This is a genomic window from [Phormidium] sp. LEGE 05292, assembly GCF_015207735.1.
Classification (GTDB): Bacteria; Cyanobacteriota; Cyanobacteriia; order Cyanobacteriales; family Aerosakkonemataceae; genus Floridanema.
In genome coordinates, this window is sequence record NZ_JADEWG010000002.1 from 63,692 (window position 1) to 80,327 (window position 16,636).

General features: G+C 42.0%; 11 protein-coding genes. 3 read left to right on the plus strand and 8 right to left on the minus strand.

Going from position 1 to position 16,636, the window contains the following annotated elements; translation table 11 throughout:
• Positions 1-216 precede the first annotated feature (216 nt).
• From IQ264_RS01200 to IQ264_RS01230, 7 genes are all read right to left on the minus strand, one after another.
• Complete coding sequence (locus IQ264_RS01200) at positions 217-3,426, minus strand: DUF3854 domain-containing protein (protein WP_193977783.1); 3,210 nt, start codon at positions 3,424-3,426, stop codon at positions 217-219.
• A 731-nt stretch (positions 3,427-4,157) separates the two neighbouring features.
• On the minus strand, positions 4,158-5,678 hold the full coding sequence (locus IQ264_RS01205; RefSeq protein ID WP_193977785.1) for a type IV secretory system conjugative DNA transfer family protein: 1,521 nt from the start codon (positions 5,676-5,678) through the stop codon (positions 4,158-4,160).
• Positions 5,679-5,704: 26 nt separating this feature from the next.
• Positions 5,705-6,160, minus strand: coding sequence for a hypothetical protein (locus IQ264_RS01210; RefSeq protein WP_193977787.1), 456 nt, complete (start codon positions 6,158-6,160; stop codon positions 5,705-5,707).
• A 114-nt stretch (positions 6,161-6,274) separates the two neighbouring features.
• Positions 6,275-7,849: a DnaJ domain-containing protein gene (locus tag IQ264_RS33605; protein WP_193977789.1), complete on the minus strand. Its 1,575-nt coding sequence runs from the start codon at positions 7,847-7,849 to the stop codon at positions 6,275-6,277.
• Positions 7,842-8,618 (minus strand): vWA domain-containing protein, encoded by a 777-nt coding sequence (locus tag IQ264_RS01220; protein ID WP_193977791.1) that lies wholly within the window; start codon positions 8,616-8,618, stop codon positions 7,842-7,844. Before IQ264_RS01220 ends, IQ264_RS33605 begins: the two co-directional genes overlap by 8 nt.
• Positions 8,619-8,747: 129 nt before the next feature.
• Positions 8,748-10,364 carry a helix-turn-helix domain-containing protein gene (locus tag IQ264_RS01225; RefSeq protein ID WP_193977793.1) on the minus strand — a complete coding sequence of 539 codons (1,617 nt, stop codon included), beginning with the start codon at positions 10,362-10,364 and terminating at the stop codon, positions 8,748-8,750.
• Positions 10,365-10,597: 233 nt separating this feature from the next.
• A complete protein-coding gene (locus tag IQ264_RS01230) occupies positions 10,598-11,701 on the minus strand; it encodes a hypothetical protein (RefSeq protein WP_193977795.1) in 1,104 nt (367 codons plus the stop codon).
• Between the two features lie 358 nt (positions 11,702-12,059).
• Between IQ264_RS01230 and IQ264_RS01235 the strand changes: the two genes are divergently transcribed.
• The gene (locus IQ264_RS01235) at positions 12,060-12,494 is read left to right on the plus strand and encodes a helix-turn-helix domain-containing protein (protein ID WP_193977797.1); all 435 of its coding nucleotides are present in this window, start codon (positions 12,060-12,062) and stop codon (positions 12,492-12,494) included.
• 458 nt (positions 12,495-12,952) lie between these two features.
• Here IQ264_RS01235 and IQ264_RS01240 read toward each other — a convergent pair whose 3' ends face one another.
• Positions 12,953-13,420 carry a glycine-rich domain-containing protein gene (locus tag IQ264_RS01240; RefSeq protein WP_228061201.1) on the minus strand — a complete coding sequence of 156 codons (468 nt, stop codon included), beginning with the start codon at positions 13,418-13,420 and terminating at the stop codon, positions 12,953-12,955.
• A gap of 555 nt (positions 13,421-13,975) precedes the next feature.
• Between IQ264_RS01240 and IQ264_RS01245 the strand changes: the two genes are divergently transcribed.
• Entirely contained in the window at positions 13,976-14,803 is an 828-nt protein-coding gene (locus IQ264_RS01245; RefSeq protein WP_193977799.1) for a hypothetical protein, read from the plus strand.
• Positions 14,804-15,148: 345 nt separating this feature from the next.
• Entirely contained in the window at positions 15,149-16,624 is a 1,476-nt protein-coding gene (locus IQ264_RS01250; RefSeq protein ID WP_193977801.1) for an NB-ARC domain-containing protein, read from the plus strand.
• Positions 16,625-16,636: the final 12 nt, after the last annotated feature.

The window sequence follows — 16,636 nt, forward strand, 5'->3', positions numbered from 1 at the left end:
AAAAATGTGTCGGTTCGCGCATAAGTAAGTTGATTGAAAAATGTTTGTGGGTGTCTGAAACCCCTAGCAAACCTTCAAGACGCTGCTTTGGCACGAAAATTAAACTCAACAGTACTAAGCTAAAACTGAAATTTCTGATTTGTAGCACAAAGGCAGCAGTGCGATCGCATCAGTTTCACTGCACGATAGCAATCAGTTTCAGTGGTGCAAAGAAACTTATTGTTGTAAGTGGTTCTCTTGCCAGTCAAACAAATTCCGCTGTCCGCATCTACCGCTCATTATCTCTAAGAGTGCAGCACGTTCAGTTTCGTTAAAATGCCATCGCCATACCCAAAGCGCACGCATTTGACCGTATTTTTTGGCGATCGCTTCCCAGTCCGCCTTACACTGCATCGCAGACAAAAGCCTAGCTATTTGGCGTGGTTCCTTTTTTCGATCGAACCCCCTAGCACCTGGATACTCGGCTGGCAATTGGATAGATATACCATCTGGACGTTTCACACTAACAGCACGCGGGGTATTGTCCTCTCGGTCTAAACCAGATTCGGCAGAGGCAGGTGAAACTGGTGAAACCGGATGAAACTGAAGTGAAACTGAGGGGGTTTCAGGTTCAAACCCTTGATTAGCAGGAGTTTCAGTCGGTGAAACCGTTGAAACCAAATCTTGAGAACTAGAGGCTAAGTTTGTTTTTAGAGTTTCCTGGTTTCCAGAACAGCTGTAAGAGGCTGAAACACTTGGTATTAGGTGATTAGAGCATGAAACTGAATTTAGTTTCAAAATAGTTTCATCAGTTTCAGTGTCAGCTACAACTTGAGTATCGGGAGGCATATCGTCGCCATCGTTATTATACTCATCACCACCAGAGCTAGGAGGGCGATCGCCCGAGCCGCCATCGGGAGGATAATCTGGCGGATCTGTGTCATCGGAGTCAATATTAGGGTCAATACCAAACAACTCTAGCGGAATTAGCCACGCCTTTTTCATCTTTTTCTTAGGCGAGTTAGGTTTAATCAAGTTCCCTTCGGAATCGCGCCCTACTGTTAACAAAGCCCGCTTATAAGCTAAAACTTCATCCCGCGAAGCATGAAAACGGACAGAGCGATCGACTATGCCACCTACCTTCAATAAAGTGGCTTTGAGGGACTTTTGATTGTAAGTGGCAGGTTTAAAAGCTTTTTGTACTTCACTCCAAACACTCGTCGGATGAATTGCTACCCACCGGACGCCATCTTCATCGGTAAACAAGCGCTTATCCCAACTGCCAACTTCGTCTTTTCCTTCTAACGCCTGGATACAGCGAATAAAGTCAGCTAGAGGGTCGCCATTATTTTCTTCATCATTTTCGATCGGTGTCAGGTTTTCCAGCACCCAAGTCCGAGGTTGTTCGTTTCCTCCGACCAGTTCAATTACCTTTTCGGCATAATAAACGATCAGCGCTAGATTCCAAGCAATGCGTTCGTGTGCTAAGGGCAACCGCGCCAAAAATTCACTGCCAATAGCATTAATTTGTTTGGGGTGATAGCCGATGCCAATTAATGTAGAAAAGGAACCGGACGCTAATTTCATCGCTTCCTTAAGCAATGGAATCGCTATTGCGTTACCGCCTGGGTAAAATGGAACTCTGGCAAAACGAGTGAAAGCCGCGTCGTGTTCGCCGCCAATCATATGGTTGCTAGTGAAACCAATCGGACTGTGGGGTGTCTGACGATTTCCCCTCACTACGCGCGGTTTCGCATTGTACATGGCTTTACAGAATTCATCTAACTCTCTGGCGCTGTCACCGTTACGTGGGGGGTCATCCCAGACTACTGGTAAACTGCCCGTTTTACTGAGATGTTCGTAGACGGCGGAGATGGTGACTTTGCTAATCATCCCTAGAGATGCCCAATTTGTCCCAACTAGAGAAAGCGCCGCTTCTAGTGCAACCGTTTTCCCAGTACCGATCGCACCGTAGGCATTCAGAATGGGGAAGCGTCCTTCTTTATTTAAAATGTTTTGAAAATGAAGTCCAGCAATTACCCAACCGCAACAAAGTAGAAATTGATTGATATTGTCTAGACCAAATACGATTCTTGCTGCTTCAATTAAATGTTTTAAACCTTGAATTCCACTATTGTCTGCCAAAGTTGGGCAGGGAATGAAATCTTCTTTTCCTAATGCTGGGTCGAATACTGTTGAGCTATCGTTCTCGGTTGTTGGTTTACCATCTGCGGTAAACTGAGTGTTGGCAAATACCCACAAGCCGTTTTCTTGTTGTCCGTAGCGATCGATGGAACGAAAGATTTGGCCCTCTCGATGACGGCGGTAAACTGCTTGTTTGGCAGCAATTAAAGCATTGAGTTCCCATTTTGATAAACTGACGACAACAACGAATCCTAAAGCTTTAGAAAGGGCAATGGTGAATTTATCGGGTGATGCCAAGTCAGTGGCTTTCACTAGCACTCGGTATTGGGTGTATTCCCATTCCGGTTTGAGTTGAAGTACGAAACCACCTCCTTCTTCTGAAGTGAGTTCGCGTTCGATGGCGAAGTCGAAATTACAGCGAGGTTCCCAAGTGACATCGCCTTCCTTGTCAGCTTTCCAGTATCCGATGGTTCCCAAGTAACTTTGCGGTTCGTTCCAATCAACTGTTTCTGGTTCTTCAAACTGCTTTTCCCAAACGCTTATAGACGTACATTTGCCAATCACTTCCCGGATAAATTTGGTAGGACCGTGATTCTGGATGTAGTCATCGGCTCCTTTGTTACCGTTGGGATAGCTATCATCGCACTGCCATAAGCCTGTCGCGTTGTACAGCGGGACTTTAAAGGCTTTCAGCTGGTGGGCTAGTTTCCGCTGTGCCCAACATACACCGGGTTTAGTGGCAGCATCAGCATCGAAACAGAAGATGAAACCGAAACCGACTTTGGCGAGTTTCTCTAGTGTGGGAACCAAGTAGCGTTTTCTCTGGGGGTCTTCCTTGCTACTGGTTAATCCCATTTCAACACCCAGTAAGATGACGGTAGCAATACCAATGGCGTTCATCGCCATCCCGGTAAAAACGCCTTCTGTGATGGCTAAGCAGGGATGTCCGTCGATTTTATAAGCTTTTTGTTTGAGTGCTTCTAGATCGTTCCAGAAACGGGGGTCGTCTGGGTGGTGCAGTAGGATGGCGTCGTAGTCGCCTAGAGGTGAGCGATACTTGGGAGCTTTTTTTGTTTTATCGTCTCGCCAGGGTTTGTCGGGTTTGAATTGAATTTGAATACCGACGCCTTCGAGTAGTATCCCGTCAGATTTGGCTGTGTAACCGAGTCGAGATGAGGCTTCTTGGGCGCAGACAGAACGACAATTGGCAACTGCCCAATTTAGAGGTAGCCCGCGCTGTTCGATTTCTTTGATATGGCGAGGGTTGAGGCTCCCAGAAGTGCTTTTGTTATTAAATTCCATGTTTACACCTTCCTACCTACGTTGTTGGTGCAGGTGGTGATGCAGGGAGTTAGACGATACAGGTACTCAACAAGCAGTGAGGCGCTAAATGGCATAGTCTTTAACTTTTTGTGCGCCATGGCGCACAAATTCTGATGTGTTAACTGTTCACCTCCAGCTCGCGGAGGCGGATCTTTGGCTTTACTAGATTAGCAGCCGCCTGTTCACAGACAAGGGACAGTCGTTGGATCGGAAAGATCAGAAAGATCGGATTTGTGAACAAAAATGGAACACTTACTAGATAAAGGTTTCAGGCTACGAAAAAATTTTTTTGGGTAAGGCGAGGGGTATTTTTGGGTAAGGCGAGGGGTATTTTTGGGTAAGGCGAGGGGTATTTTTCTGTGTACAGGCTGAAAAGTAACACTGGTAAGGGTTTGAGGCTTTTGGTTAAACCAAGGGGTATTATCGTTCACTAGCTTCTGATAAAGCTAAAATTTAGGCATATAAAGCTTTTTAGCCTTTTAAGTCCTAGCTGTTTTTCCCGTTCACAATGAGCATCAAACGAAAACCCCCGGTTTACACGAGGGTTCGATGCAGTTCAATAAAACTTGCTCAATTTTTCTAAAACTATCTATATTGATTGGCTAAAGCCTAGAAATAAGCAATTTTTAATAACTAAGATGAATTCTGACTTATGGACACAGAAATAAGGAAAACACGGTTGGCGAATTCATTGTGTGAGTTTCCAATCTTCAATACCTAGTCAAAAACGGTCTGCTAGAAGTTCCACTGCGGACTTGAATAATAGCGGTTCCTTCAAGGTCAGCAGGACGATCGCGAATCTCACGAACACTCAGGATTGGAGTGCGATCGCTTCCTGAAATTCCATGACTGCGGCTACCAATTGACCGACCAACGCTAGTTGAAGGGTCAACGCGATCGCCAAAACTTTTTGATAGGAATTCGGCTGTTTCAACATCCACTCCTGGTAGACAAATAGTGGTTGCACAAAGACCTGCAATCAAGCTTCCTTGATTGGGCTTCTCATTAGTATTGAATTGGCTGATACTTTGAGTGCTGAGGCAAAGTCCGACACCGGCTGCTCTCAATATAGCAGCCGATTTTGGAAAATCAACTGTTTGCTGAAGGGCATGAGCTTCATCTGCAATGAAAGCTACAGGTTCACCACTTAGACCAAAAGCATAGCGACGCAGCATGAGATTATTAAATATTCCTGCGATTAGTTGCGCCATTTGCTTTCCTGTTTCCTCTTCTGCCTCTGGCTGTCCTATTAAAGCAAACATTCGCACACCTGGTTTATTAAAATCTTGTAAGCGAAAGTCTGAGCGACCATCGCAAATACGAAATACATCAGTACGGTCAAAAAACTTTAGCTTGTTCCGTAAGACAAATGTTGCTTTATAAAAATCTGCATCGGAAATTCTGAGGTAATCGCTAAGAAGATTTTCACAATTTCTTTTTGTCTCCGATTTAAGAAAACCAAGCCGAACTTTAGCAGCAGGACGATCTAGGATTGTGGGCAGAATTTGACTGGGTTTTGGTAAAGGCTCTGTTTCCACTAGCAACCACAATATGCCCTCAAGCCAACTTAGATCCCGCTCCCAGAAAATTCCTTGCTCTCTTGGTAATCTTTCTCCCAGTAAGGCTTTAGCAACAACTGCAATATCTTTGTGCCGTTCTACAGAGTCAGTAGAAATTTCTTCAAAAAAGTTCCAGCGTTGTGATTCAGGATCGCTGAGATTCCAGTAACAGAATCGAGCGCCTGTCAATTCTGCATATTTATCTAAACCAAACTCACGCCTTAAGTTTCCTTTCGCATCAATAGCAAAAACTGACTGAACTGAAATTAATTCTTTAATCCAAGGCACGATAAAACGAGTAGTTTTTCCCTTGTTAGGAGGGCCAATTAGTAAAATATGCTGTGGGAGTAGGTCTAGGGGTAGACCTAATTTTTGTCCATCCCGCCCGTTTGCATCTGTTGCGTGACCCAGTTTGATCGATGCCCCTGATGTGTATGTTAGGTGAAAAAGCTTTCCAATCGTTTCTAAGCCTCGATAGTCCCATACATCTCTGTGATGTCTATCAGGTAATTTTCCTTTTGGGCCAACAACTTTTTCAGAGCGCAATGCTTGCCAATCTTTCAACTGTTCATAAAGCCACCTGCTGCCTTTCCATAGCGCTTGTACTAACCACCAACTGATCCGTAGGCATATTATTACTACAAACTCACAACTTTTTTGAAAGTCATTCATAGTTGGAAACTCCAGCACAGTAGTTATCAGTAACGGTTAAAGTATGAGTCTCCTATTTCAGGAGTAACATTACGGTCAGGTTGTTCGCGGTCAAGTTCACTAATTGCTAACCTGACAGTTAAATATTGGGAGAAACACTCGGCAGCTTTAATATCACGCTTGGCTTGGAAAACCTGATTCATTTCTTTAAGTGAGTTATATGAATCAGTGCGATCGAGAAATTCCCAATCTGCACCACGATCAATATAGTATTCTCGCCAAGCTTTACCCTGTTCATCGCAACAGGTGTAAGCAAGCCCTATTGTATTTTCTCTTTTGCTATCCCAGTATAGATGATGATGCAAACCTCTCATGTGGCGATCTGGGTGGTTAGGGTAAGGATATAGTAGGTCACTTCCATCTGGGCGAGTTTCTACTTCTAAGTTCCAGATGCGACCATGAGGCTCTGGAAAATTGAAGTACAATAAACTTGGTCTTGCCATAGTTTTTTTATGATGGTTTACCATTTTTTACTTTAAGTTTAGATTAGCATTTTTTATTTATGTAATTAACCATTTATCTACATATTTGATGACCCTTTTAATTTTTATCTTTAATTATCTAGGTTTGTACTGCAAAGTTTCTTGAAAAAAGTGAACAGCAGGACAAGTACCACCTTCCAAACTGATAACTCCGGGCGGTAACGGACTCGGTTTAATGCACTCCGCTTGTATTAGAATAGCGCGGCTATCACTAACATCGATATTCCAGATAATTTTATCGCCCTTAGTAATAATTTTAGACTTATATAACTTTCCACCTAAATATTTATCTGATTGATGTATAACTGTTACAAAATCACCATCTTTATATACTGACACGCGGACTTTTACAGACTTATTAATGCTACCACTTCCAAGCTCTTCACTATTATCTGCCAATCCAAAACCTAAAGTTAAATTACTGAATTTTGGAATTTTGTTTTGGGTTGTGTCTCTCCAGTCTATAGGCTCAACTAATTGACAAACTATTTTAGCAGGTCTATATTTTAATATGTAGTAATCGAATTTACTACTGAAATTACTAGGAACTGAGTTATAAAGAGATGTTATTGCTATCATATATTGTCCGTTTATAATAATATTTTTAGGTCTTCTAGCATCGTAGTACACCAAATCGCCCAAAGTACTACAGCCATAAGTGTCTATCGTTCTCGCTAAAGAAATAGTTCGAGGAGGAGGTGGTACACTTCGAGTTTGGGATACAGGAGCTTTTATCTTAGGCGATGGTGATAAAGGTGTTTGGGTAGCCTCATTAACGGGAGTATTATTAAGAGTTACGCGAGAGTTAAAATATCCAAATAATCCTATTCCAAGTAGCAAAATCGAGCCAAATATAAGTGCCTGATTCCGGGTTCTTTCTTCCTCTTCTCTTCGTCTAATTTCTTCTTTTCGCCTGCGTTCAGTCTCACTCTTTTCTCTTTCTTCAGCAGCCCTTTTTTCTGATTCTCTTCGTCTCCGGGCTTCCTCCTCTCTTCTGCGTTCAGCCTCTACTCTTTCTGCCGTTTCCCGCCGACTACTCTCCTCTTCCGCCCTTCTACGTTCAGCTTCATATTTTTTCCTGTCAGCAGCGGTTTTTTCTTCTTCCTCTTTCTGTTTTTTCGCTCTCAATAATCCCAAATCAGCCTGTACTCTTCGCTTAAACTCTTCATCAGTAGTGATATCAATAGCTTGTTTAAAATAGCTTTCTGCTTTGTTTAACTTTTCAGCCTCAACAAGTTGAATTGCCAACGCATAAGCTAGTTGTGCGTAGATGTTTCGGCAGTCCGAATCATCAGGAAACAGTTCATACAGACTCTTAGCTACTCTTACAGCCCCTTCAAGGTCATCATTATTAACAAGTTCCTGAATCTGTCGAATTAATTCTTGTTTTTTTATCTCAGCACCAGCTTTCTGCAATTCCCAGTCATAAATTCGCCTTTGATCTGGGCTTTTCAAAACTTCGTATGCTTCATTAATTTCCTTAAATTTGTCTTCAGCTAATTTCCGAATAGCTTCAGGGACGCTCGCCAATTTGTCTGGATGATAATCGTTAGCTAATTTTCGGAATGCCCGTTTAATCTCCTCTGGACTAGCTGTGGGTAGCACACCGAGAATTTCATAATAGTTTGGCTTATTGCTATCATTAGGCATTTGATGACCCTTTTAATTGATTGAGCAACCGCGCTTTAGAACCAGTTAACAAATTGTTAGCTTGAAGTTTTTGAGTATAGCTTTCCAGCAAACCTACTTCCTTCATACAAACCCCAATCAGTAGGTCTACCAAATCGGCAATATTCTCCAAATTTAGGTAAACACCACCAGTTTGACTAGCCAACCAGCGAAACACTTGTTCTGTTGACGAATCTCTACCGCACTGGGTTGCGTAAATTTTGACTCCCTTCTGTCCCAAACTATTGCCTTCAGTTTTGTAATCGTGACCGTAAAGGCAATTAGAGGCTGCATCAATTACACCGTGAGGAGGAGCATCACCGACCAAAACTATAGCCCGACTGCTACCAATTCGCCAATTCAGTTGGTTTGCCTGAAATAGCGCTTCTTCCACAGCTTCAGGCGCATCACCTCCGCCTGTTTTTTCCACTTGTCCGACAAATGACCGTACTTTCTCAAAGTCAGTGGTTAAGTCTAGAACTTTGGTGACATAAGTGGAATTAGCATCACAGTAGTCACCATAGGCGACAACACCCATTCTCACGTTGGGAACAGATTTGTAAACTTCACTGGCGAGTCGGGTTAGTTCGCGGCGCACCTGTTCCAGGTACGGGTACATACTGCCAGTGGTATCGAAGATAAAGGCCACATCCAGCTGCCTGGGAGAAACGCCCTGTGTAACTTGGGTTGGGTTGGGTTCTCCAGAATACTTGGCAAGCGTTTTTTTCAGGATGGATAACTCGCTACTCACCAGTACCTCCAGAGGTAATTTTTTCTATTCTAAAGAATGAATTGAGGGAGGAATATGACTGAGTTTTTGCTGGTGATATGAACGGTCTTCCAATCAATGTCAGATCAATTCCTTAGCTGCGGACATAGCTCAGTGATTGATTTCCAGTGCTTGGGTAAGGCGCTTCTGGGTTTGGGCAGTTATAGGTCTTTTGCCAGTTTCGATCATGGAAACCATAGATTTAGCTAAACCTGCCAATTCAGCAAGTTTAGTGACGCTCAACCCCTTTTCTGTTCTGAGTCTTCTCACTTCTTCTCCTGTAAGCATTGAAAAATTTAAAGACTGCTCAGGCTCAAGTCCAGTATTTGTCTGTTCAGAGCGCTTATTAGTTTTCTGAGAGAGAGGTTTTTTCCGGTTAGATTTCTTGTGCTTTGTAATCTCATCCAGTTTTTGGGCAATCTCTGCTGGAGAACGTACCCAGAGCCTACCAGCCAGTAGCTGTTCAAAACTAGCGCGTGTGCGTTTTGTAATATCAGTTAAGCGTGTCCCCTCATCCACAGTCGCATCCAATGCCCAAAAGGATGCTGCTTCTTCAGGGTCATCGGGGATGCTTGTGAACGGACTGGAGTTAAATAATTCTGGCCAGTACTGAGGTGGATAAGTTTCAGAATCTGGTTGGATACTCCATCCCTTTTCTAGTAAGACTCTCAGCGTAATTTCCCAACGCCTGACCAACTTTTTCCGTTCTTTTGAAGATGTGATGGCTGCTGTAACTAATTCTTCTCCAAAGGCAACTTTCATTAATGTCTCTACAATTAGCGGACTGCCTGGATTGACTTTAGTTTTGAACAGTAACCAAGTCATCAGTCGTGCTGCACCCGGATGGTTATGCCAAATGCTCATCAAGTCGTGCAGCAGTCCCTGAGACAGGATACCGAACTCGTAATAGCCCGCTCTAGAGGTACGTTTTTCCTTATTGAGAAAGTATTGCGCCCAGTTTCCGCATCGTATTTTAAGCGTGAATCCTATGAGTGTCTTCTCACCAATTGGATTTCCCCGCTCATCGTAAAAACAATCTTGGTAGTGCAAAATTGGCTCTGCGATCTCCCAAAGGTAAGTGCGGCTGACGCTAAAGGCTCCAACAGCTCCTTTTTCCGGCCAGGATGCGTACACTAGAAGGTGGCAAGGTTGTTTCGCCAGTTCTAACAGCGATCTTAACTTTTCCTGTTTGTTGAGCTTCTTGTTGTGGTTCAATCCCAAATATCGTTCCAACTGGACATCACTTAAAACGAATTGCTGCTCCCAAGGGCGATCGAGTTGTGTAGCATAAGCAGCATAGATCAAGTGAAGGCAACCAGCGCGAATATCGAATTGCTCGATTAGAGCTAAAGCAGCTTCCCCCTCCAAGACAGCAGGGGGCTTGGTATGTAAATCATCAGTTACCCAGAAAGATATATAGCCCTGACCTTTTGCAACAGGACTTTGGTAGTAAGGCGACCCTTTCTCAGTGTTAAGCCAACTAAGATTCTGGCCTTGCGTAAGAATGTTACATCCTTCCCAAATCAATCTGTTCGATGCCATACAGTTAGTTTGACCATCGGGAAACAAATTGGGACTGGTTGGTGGTCGAGAAATGGAACGGTAGCGCCCCCGCCGTTGGGGTTGACTGCTCCGATCATTTTGAGGAACTGTCTTACCAGCAATCTGTAGCTGTTCTGATGTCCCTACTTGTCTGTTAGTATCGATTCTATTATCTGTCCCTGGCATCACTCTGGTCTTCCCCCAAATTGCTGAATAGGAGAGTGAGCGAAATGGCAGAAGACGAAAGGCTGGGAAATTCCGATCGCACCTTTTGACGCATTAAGCCAGAAAGCTAACAGTTTCAACGGTTGCAAATTGTTTGGGTAGAATCTTAGAACTTCCGGCTGTTTGTTGAAACAGCCTACCAGGGCGATGCACTTTGTCATATAGAAAAAATAGTGAAATTTATGGGGACTTCCTCAAGCAGCAGCTGTTTCTTCTGAAAATTCATCAGCTGTTTCGGTATTTGCACTTACCTTGTATTTGGAAACTTGTGAAACTTCTGAAACTGAAACTTCGATACGATCTACGACTACTGGCGTGGTGCTGTCGCAGGGGTTTGCTACGGTGTCAGGAATAGAAGTAGTTTCAGCAGGAGGGCAACTGTTTGCCTTAAGTGCTGTTTCTAAAACTTTGGCTACCCAGTCCACCAAAACCAGTTCTTCTCTTCTAGCAGCATCTTGTATCAGGGGTTGCAAGTGAGCGGGAAGCTGTAGAGTTAGGGTGAAAGTTTCTGTTGGCAGTGGCGTTCTTTTGACTTCATCAGGCGTTGCTTGTCGATAAGTCCACAATTCGCATTCTGCTCCCCGTTCGTTACCGTCCTTCTCTATAAAGTTCAATTTTCCAAACTGGTAGCAATAAAAACTGTGGGGGTCATCTAGAAACTCTCGGCTGCAATGATAGCAATTCCAGCAGCTGCGCCAATTGGCTCCTACCTCGGTTGAATCTGTTTGTGCGACAGTATCTCCTTCGGGAACCGCAGGCGTTGAAGAGGCAGCGCTTCCAGTTTCAGAACAGGCATCCTCACTCGAAAGTTGGTACTCTTTGGCAACTTGGGCAACATGAGTAGATGTAACTCTACCTGATGGGGCGGTAGAGACGGCTTTGGCCCAAGCTTCCTGTTGTTTTTGGGGAGGCAGTGTCACTAGAGGACGAGTTTGGCGCTCGTTGGCGGGAAGAATTTGTGCGCCATGGCGCACATTTTCATAGACGGTGGCCGCCTCAATTAACTGGTAAGCGGAGCGACGAGACATTTCCCAACGGCAAATGCAATATTCCTCAAAGGTTGCATATTCTTGCCGATAGAGACGCTTGTCCCGTATCTGTTGTAAGGCTTGTCCTATCTCCCAAAATGCCCTTAACCCCCGCTCAACTGTAGCTTCCAAGCTACCCAGTTCCTCTAGTTCAGCCCCTGTTAGTACATTTTCTGGCTGGAAGTTCTGTACTGACCCTTGAGGCTCACTACCAATATCGGAGGACGGGTCAGGTAAATCGGGATGACCAACACTGTGGGAAGATAGCATTTAACTATGGGAATCCTTGCACGTTGCCATAATTAATATGGCAACGTGCAAGTTCGATGACAAGGGGGCTTAAAACTTCTTATCAATTTGCTCCTCTAGGCTAACTTTCCCAATCCTTTTGAGTATTGGGGAGGCCGCGCCTTAGATGAGCCTTCTAACGCCTACGACCACAAACTTCTAAGGGTCATTAGTCCTAAACTGCTTGTAAATCTGGGAGTTTCCTTTTAAATTAGTTAGAAGGATAGGTAACGTCTATAATTTTTAAAATCCCTTACCCTAGTCATGTCTCTTTGACGAGGATAGCGGTAGTGGTGCAAACATTAAAATAGTGTATAGCTATATTTGAAAGGTTACATTTGTGACTACTAGCTCTGTGTCTTCTCTTCTCCAAGCTCGTCAAAAGCGGCTGACTCAACTAATAGAGCAGCTGCTAGAAGAGGGTTGGACTCAAAGTAGTTTAGCCAATGCTTTTGGTGTAGACTTCTCAACCGTACATCGGTGGTTGAGAGGCAAAACCATTCCTGAGTCTGATTCTAAAAATTTTCGGCAACTAGCTCGCGTTAGTGGTGGTACTGCTGCAACACTGCAAATTTATTTAAATGGTGAAATTTCTTTATTAGAATATCGTAACGGTTTTGAGAAGAAAATAACATCAGAAGTAAAAGACAGTAGCAAGCCGTCTGGCTCTGACGATATTAAAAGAGAAATATTAGCAAAAATTAAAGCATTAGATCCAGCTGATATTGTCGATGTAATTTCCTCATCAGTAGCATTTTTAGCTAATCAAGGTTGAATTGACATACTCCCCCATCAAGACTTCGGCGTGAGCATTCAACATTTTCAGGCAGAGTGTGTATTAGTACAGGTAGATGTAGTAGCTAAATAATTATTATTGAACTTTGGACAAAGAAGAAAAGCGTTTCGCGAAGAATGGGCGCGAAGCAAATTGTTGTTTAACAAGCTTTAAGCTTAACCGGGCTTAATTTTTCATTATTAATGATAACTTACGCGCTCTTACTTCGCGCTATTAACTCGCGAAGCATATTTCCTTTTGTCCAAAGTCCAATTATTAGTTACCTGTCTTTTATAGGTGTCTTACTAAGACAGTATAGGTAAAGATGATTAACGGAACACCAATGATGAGAGTGACAAAGAAGCGGTATGTTCACGCTACAATCAAGCGCATCTCCCATTGTCGGTACAAGTGGGCTATCTGAGAAATCAACCCAAAAAAGGCACTCGTCTAATTTTTTATTTGACAATATCAATTCCAAAATGCTTAATAAACAGGAGTTGAGTTTGAGCAAAAGCAGCATTTAAATTCTGCCGTTCTTCCTCTCCGCCTAGACCAAAATAAGGAGAGTGATGGATGAATTTACCAAAGATTTGCTGACAAGCCTGAGCATAAGCAAATGTATTCAAAATATGTTCGTGCCAAACTCTCTGGATTTCCTGCGATGGTGCAATTTCATGTGGATAGAGATACGACAAACAGAGGAACATTTTATAGAGAGCGATCGCCTTGTTAGTCTGCTCTAAACTCCAAGCATCTCCGTAATCAGGATTCATCAGCTTATAGCTAATTTGCGTAAAGTCAAGCTTATTCAGCTTTTCCATGATTTCGTCTTGGGTAGCACAAGCTAACCTATACTCAGAATTTGGCACTTCAGTTTGATCTGAGCGCTCCAACAATTGCTTATCAACGAGATTCTGCGGCATAATACACATATTTACTTCTGGTTTTGCAAGCAGGTTTGAGCAGAAGTGTTATTATTGCTTGCTTTCAATTTTCAGAATCTCAGAGTCCTCAAACCTTTGCCTAGATACAGTTTTTGCTCAGTGTTTAGTTGTGAAACCGATCTGAAACTGATCTTGACAAAGCTCAGGGTAGGTAGATTTGAACTATTTGTAGATGTTGGGTGCAAATCCTAAAATGAGCAGATCGTGAGAAAATAAAAGAATATGAGACAAAATAGCACTAAAAATCACTTGACAAATTCACAGATAGCTTTGTTTAATAAAAACTATATGATAGGGCTTGCTGAATAAGTGGGGAAAAAGGGGAAAAAGGGAAAAGGAGAGGACGAACAAAAAGTGCAAACGTTTTGAAGTTTAGCACCCTATGAGCGATCGCTTTCTTGACCTTTAACGCCGTTTGACCCGTTGATAGACCATAATTTTCGCTTTTTTCATTCAGCAAACCCTATGATAGAGCTTCAAACGATGAATCTCTGGCTTGTATAAGTTTTTTAAGCATCTAGAAGGCAGAGTGTAATGGCAGTTCGCCGAAAAAGACCTACCTTCAAGTTAACTGAGAATGCCAAATTTTTAGCTTCGCAAGCGAGAATAAGGCTGGGCTGGAAACTGGAAGATCCGACACCTCTCAAGTTAGCTAGTCAATATCTCTACCCTAATCAAACTTGGCCAATAGAAACTCAAACAAGATGTCTTTATGCCCCAGGCATATCCCAAGCAACTTGGAAGCGTTTTTTGTATGGCATGGAGCGCATTTCCAAGGATGTTTTTGAAGCCTTTTGTAAAATTTTAGGACTGGACTGGCAGCAAGTAGCTGAATTGGAAAATATTGCTCACACGAACCAGTTCAGTTTCAAAGAAAAAGAACCTCTTACTCCTGTTTATTTTATTAAAGAAATTCACAAAATCAATGAATTTACAAAAACTCATAATAATGAAATTATTCCTATTTTAAAGTCATTTTTGCCTAGCAATCCTTATACTCTACCATCTTTACATACTCCTGTTTCATTAAATATTTACCAACAATCAGAATTAAGCTTTCATAACTCAATATCTATAAATATAAAATGGTTAATGAGTTTGATCGATAAAGCTAGAAATCTTTATCAAGGAAATCAGACTAACAACCAAGAAGCAGCGATTGAAATACTAGAAATTGTTAGAAATAGTATTAATTTTCCGCCCACGTCTGACGAATATTCTCTATGGCTAGTTGTACACTATGAACTTGGTGTTGCATACAAAAACCGGATTCAGGGAGATCATATTGAAAATTTGCGTCTTGCATATAATGCTTTTGAAAAAGTTATGGTTTACGAAATACAGCAAATATCAAACCCTTGAGGAATAAGCATTTGAGACTATATCTAAAGAAATTGCCATAAGCGCGATCGCTACCTTTGGGCTTAGATACTTTAGCCGAAACGTCGATTCTATCGTAAGTTTTCGGTCTACTGACAATTCTCACTACTCGTCCTGGGCTGGTGCGCCGTAGGCGCACCCCATAAACATTAATGTTGATGAGAACGGGAATTTTTTATAATGCCGCCTAAGTAGTTTAGGTAACAATCGGGATTACTTATAACACATAACCTTGCTTTTTGTCAAGTCCCACATTCTGGGATTAAGGTTAAAGGAACTAGCATATAATTGAGCTATTAACTTATCAATAAGCTGATAGTGTATCTTATGCCATCTTTGAAGGCATCCTCTCTAGGACTAATTAAGATCAAGCAAGCTAGAAAGGAAAAAGACTGGAATGTAGATGATCCACAATGGCTTGTAGAGGCTAGCAAGATTATCGAACCAGATAAAAATTGGCAAGATGACAAACTTTACAACATATTTGCCCCAGGTGCTGCCCTACCCACTTGGAAACGTTTTCTTAAAGGACAGGCTATTTCTTCCAATACATTCAAAGCATTCTGTCAAGTTTTAAACTTAAACTGGGAAGATGTTGTAGAGCGTCCTCCAGTTGATGAAGTAGTTTCTCAAGCTAATAGTTCTATAGCATTCTCAGCTTATGATGATAACTGGGTTGGTAAGCAAGAACTACTATCTCAATTAATTAATAAATTAAACTCAAGCTGTCGAATTCTAATCCTCACTGGTATCACTGGTATTGGCAAAAGTGCTACGGCAGAAAAATTAGTTTTTGAACTATTGTTAAAGAATTGTCACCAATTTATTTCAGAAAACTTTGACAATCAAAAACAAGCACCTGATTTTATTAGTGTAGGAGCTAAATGGTTAGATAAGTTTGGAATAACTATCGCAAGCGAAGAACACAAAGAGCCACAACAAATTCTAAATAAGTTAGTTGATTACTTGCAAAACAACGAATTTATAGTCCAGATGGACTCCTTAGAAGAAATATTAGAAGGTAACGAAGAAGAAGGTTGGAGTAATTTCAGAGACGAGTGGTGGAGCAAATTTTTTCATGCAGTCTTATCATCAGAAAGTTTCCGAAGCCAGCTAATTTTAACATCGCAAGATTTGCCAACTTCAATATTCACACATGGCTCTCGTTATCAAAATTTCTGGCATTATCAGCCGTTAAGTGGACTTACGGAAGAAGAACAGTTAGAGTTATTTGATAAAATGGGTTTAGACATTAAAGCAGATACATCTGTTAAAGGTTATTTAAAACGGATTGGCTCTGCTTATGAAGGTCATCCATTGGCTTTGCGAGTAATTACTGGAGAAATAGTAAGTCACCCATTCAATGGGAATGTTTTAGCTTATTGGAGCCAATATGGTGACGAAATAGTAGAAGTAGAAAAAGCTATTGAAGAAGGTAAAGCCGGAAGAGTATCGGCTAATGATACCTTAAAATTACATAATTATACTCAAAAACTAAAGTGGTCTGTGCGATCGCGTTTAGAAAAAACGCTAAATCGCTTAGAAAAAGATGCTTATTATGCCTATATATTACTTTGTGCCGCCTCAGAATATCGCTGCGCTGTTAAAGAAAGTTGGTGGCTAAATCTTTTACAACATTGGGATGATTTGCCAGAAAGTTGGAATGAATATAAAAGCCAGCAATTACTGGATATATTGCGCGATCGTAATTTGATTGAAGAAGTAGTTGAGAATAACGAATACCTAATAAGGCAACACAACTTGATTCGCAGTATTGCACTAGAACATCTCAAAAAATTATGAATAAAGCCAGAT

What these genes read in the sequence shown, in the direction of transcription:
- IQ264_RS01200 (WP_193977783.1), bottom strand. Translation starts at nt 3,426, where the DNA reads ATGGAATTTAATAACAAAAGCACTTCTGGGAGCCTCAACCCTCGCCAT.
- IQ264_RS01205 (WP_193977785.1), bottom strand. Translation starts at nt 5,678, where the DNA reads ATGAATGACTTTCAAAAAAGTTGTGAGTTTGTAGTAATAATATGCCTA.
- IQ264_RS01210 (WP_193977787.1), bottom strand. Translation starts at nt 6,160, where the DNA reads ATGGCAAGACCAAGTTTATTGTACTTCAATTTTCCAGAGCCTCATGGT.
- IQ264_RS33605 (WP_193977789.1), bottom strand. Translation starts at nt 7,849, where the DNA reads ATGCCTAATGATAGCAATAAGCCAAACTATTATGAAATTCTCGGTGTG.
- IQ264_RS01225 (WP_193977793.1), bottom strand. Translation starts at nt 10,364, where the DNA reads ATGCCAGGGACAGATAATAGAATCGATACTAACAGACAAGTAGGGACA.
- IQ264_RS01230 (WP_193977795.1), bottom strand. Translation starts at nt 11,701, where the DNA reads ATGCTATCTTCCCACAGTGTTGGTCATCCCGATTTACCTGACCCGTCC.
- IQ264_RS01240 (WP_228061201.1), bottom strand. Translation starts at nt 13,420, where the DNA reads ATGCCGCAGAATCTCGTTGATAAGCAATTGTTGGAGCGCTCAGATCAA.
- IQ264_RS01245 (WP_193977799.1), top strand. Translation starts at nt 13,976, where the DNA reads ATGGCAGTTCGCCGAAAAAGACCTACCTTCAAGTTAACTGAGAATGCC.
- IQ264_RS01250 (WP_193977801.1), top strand. Translation starts at nt 15,149, where the DNA reads ATGCCATCTTTGAAGGCATCCTCTCTAGGACTAATTAAGATCAAGCAA.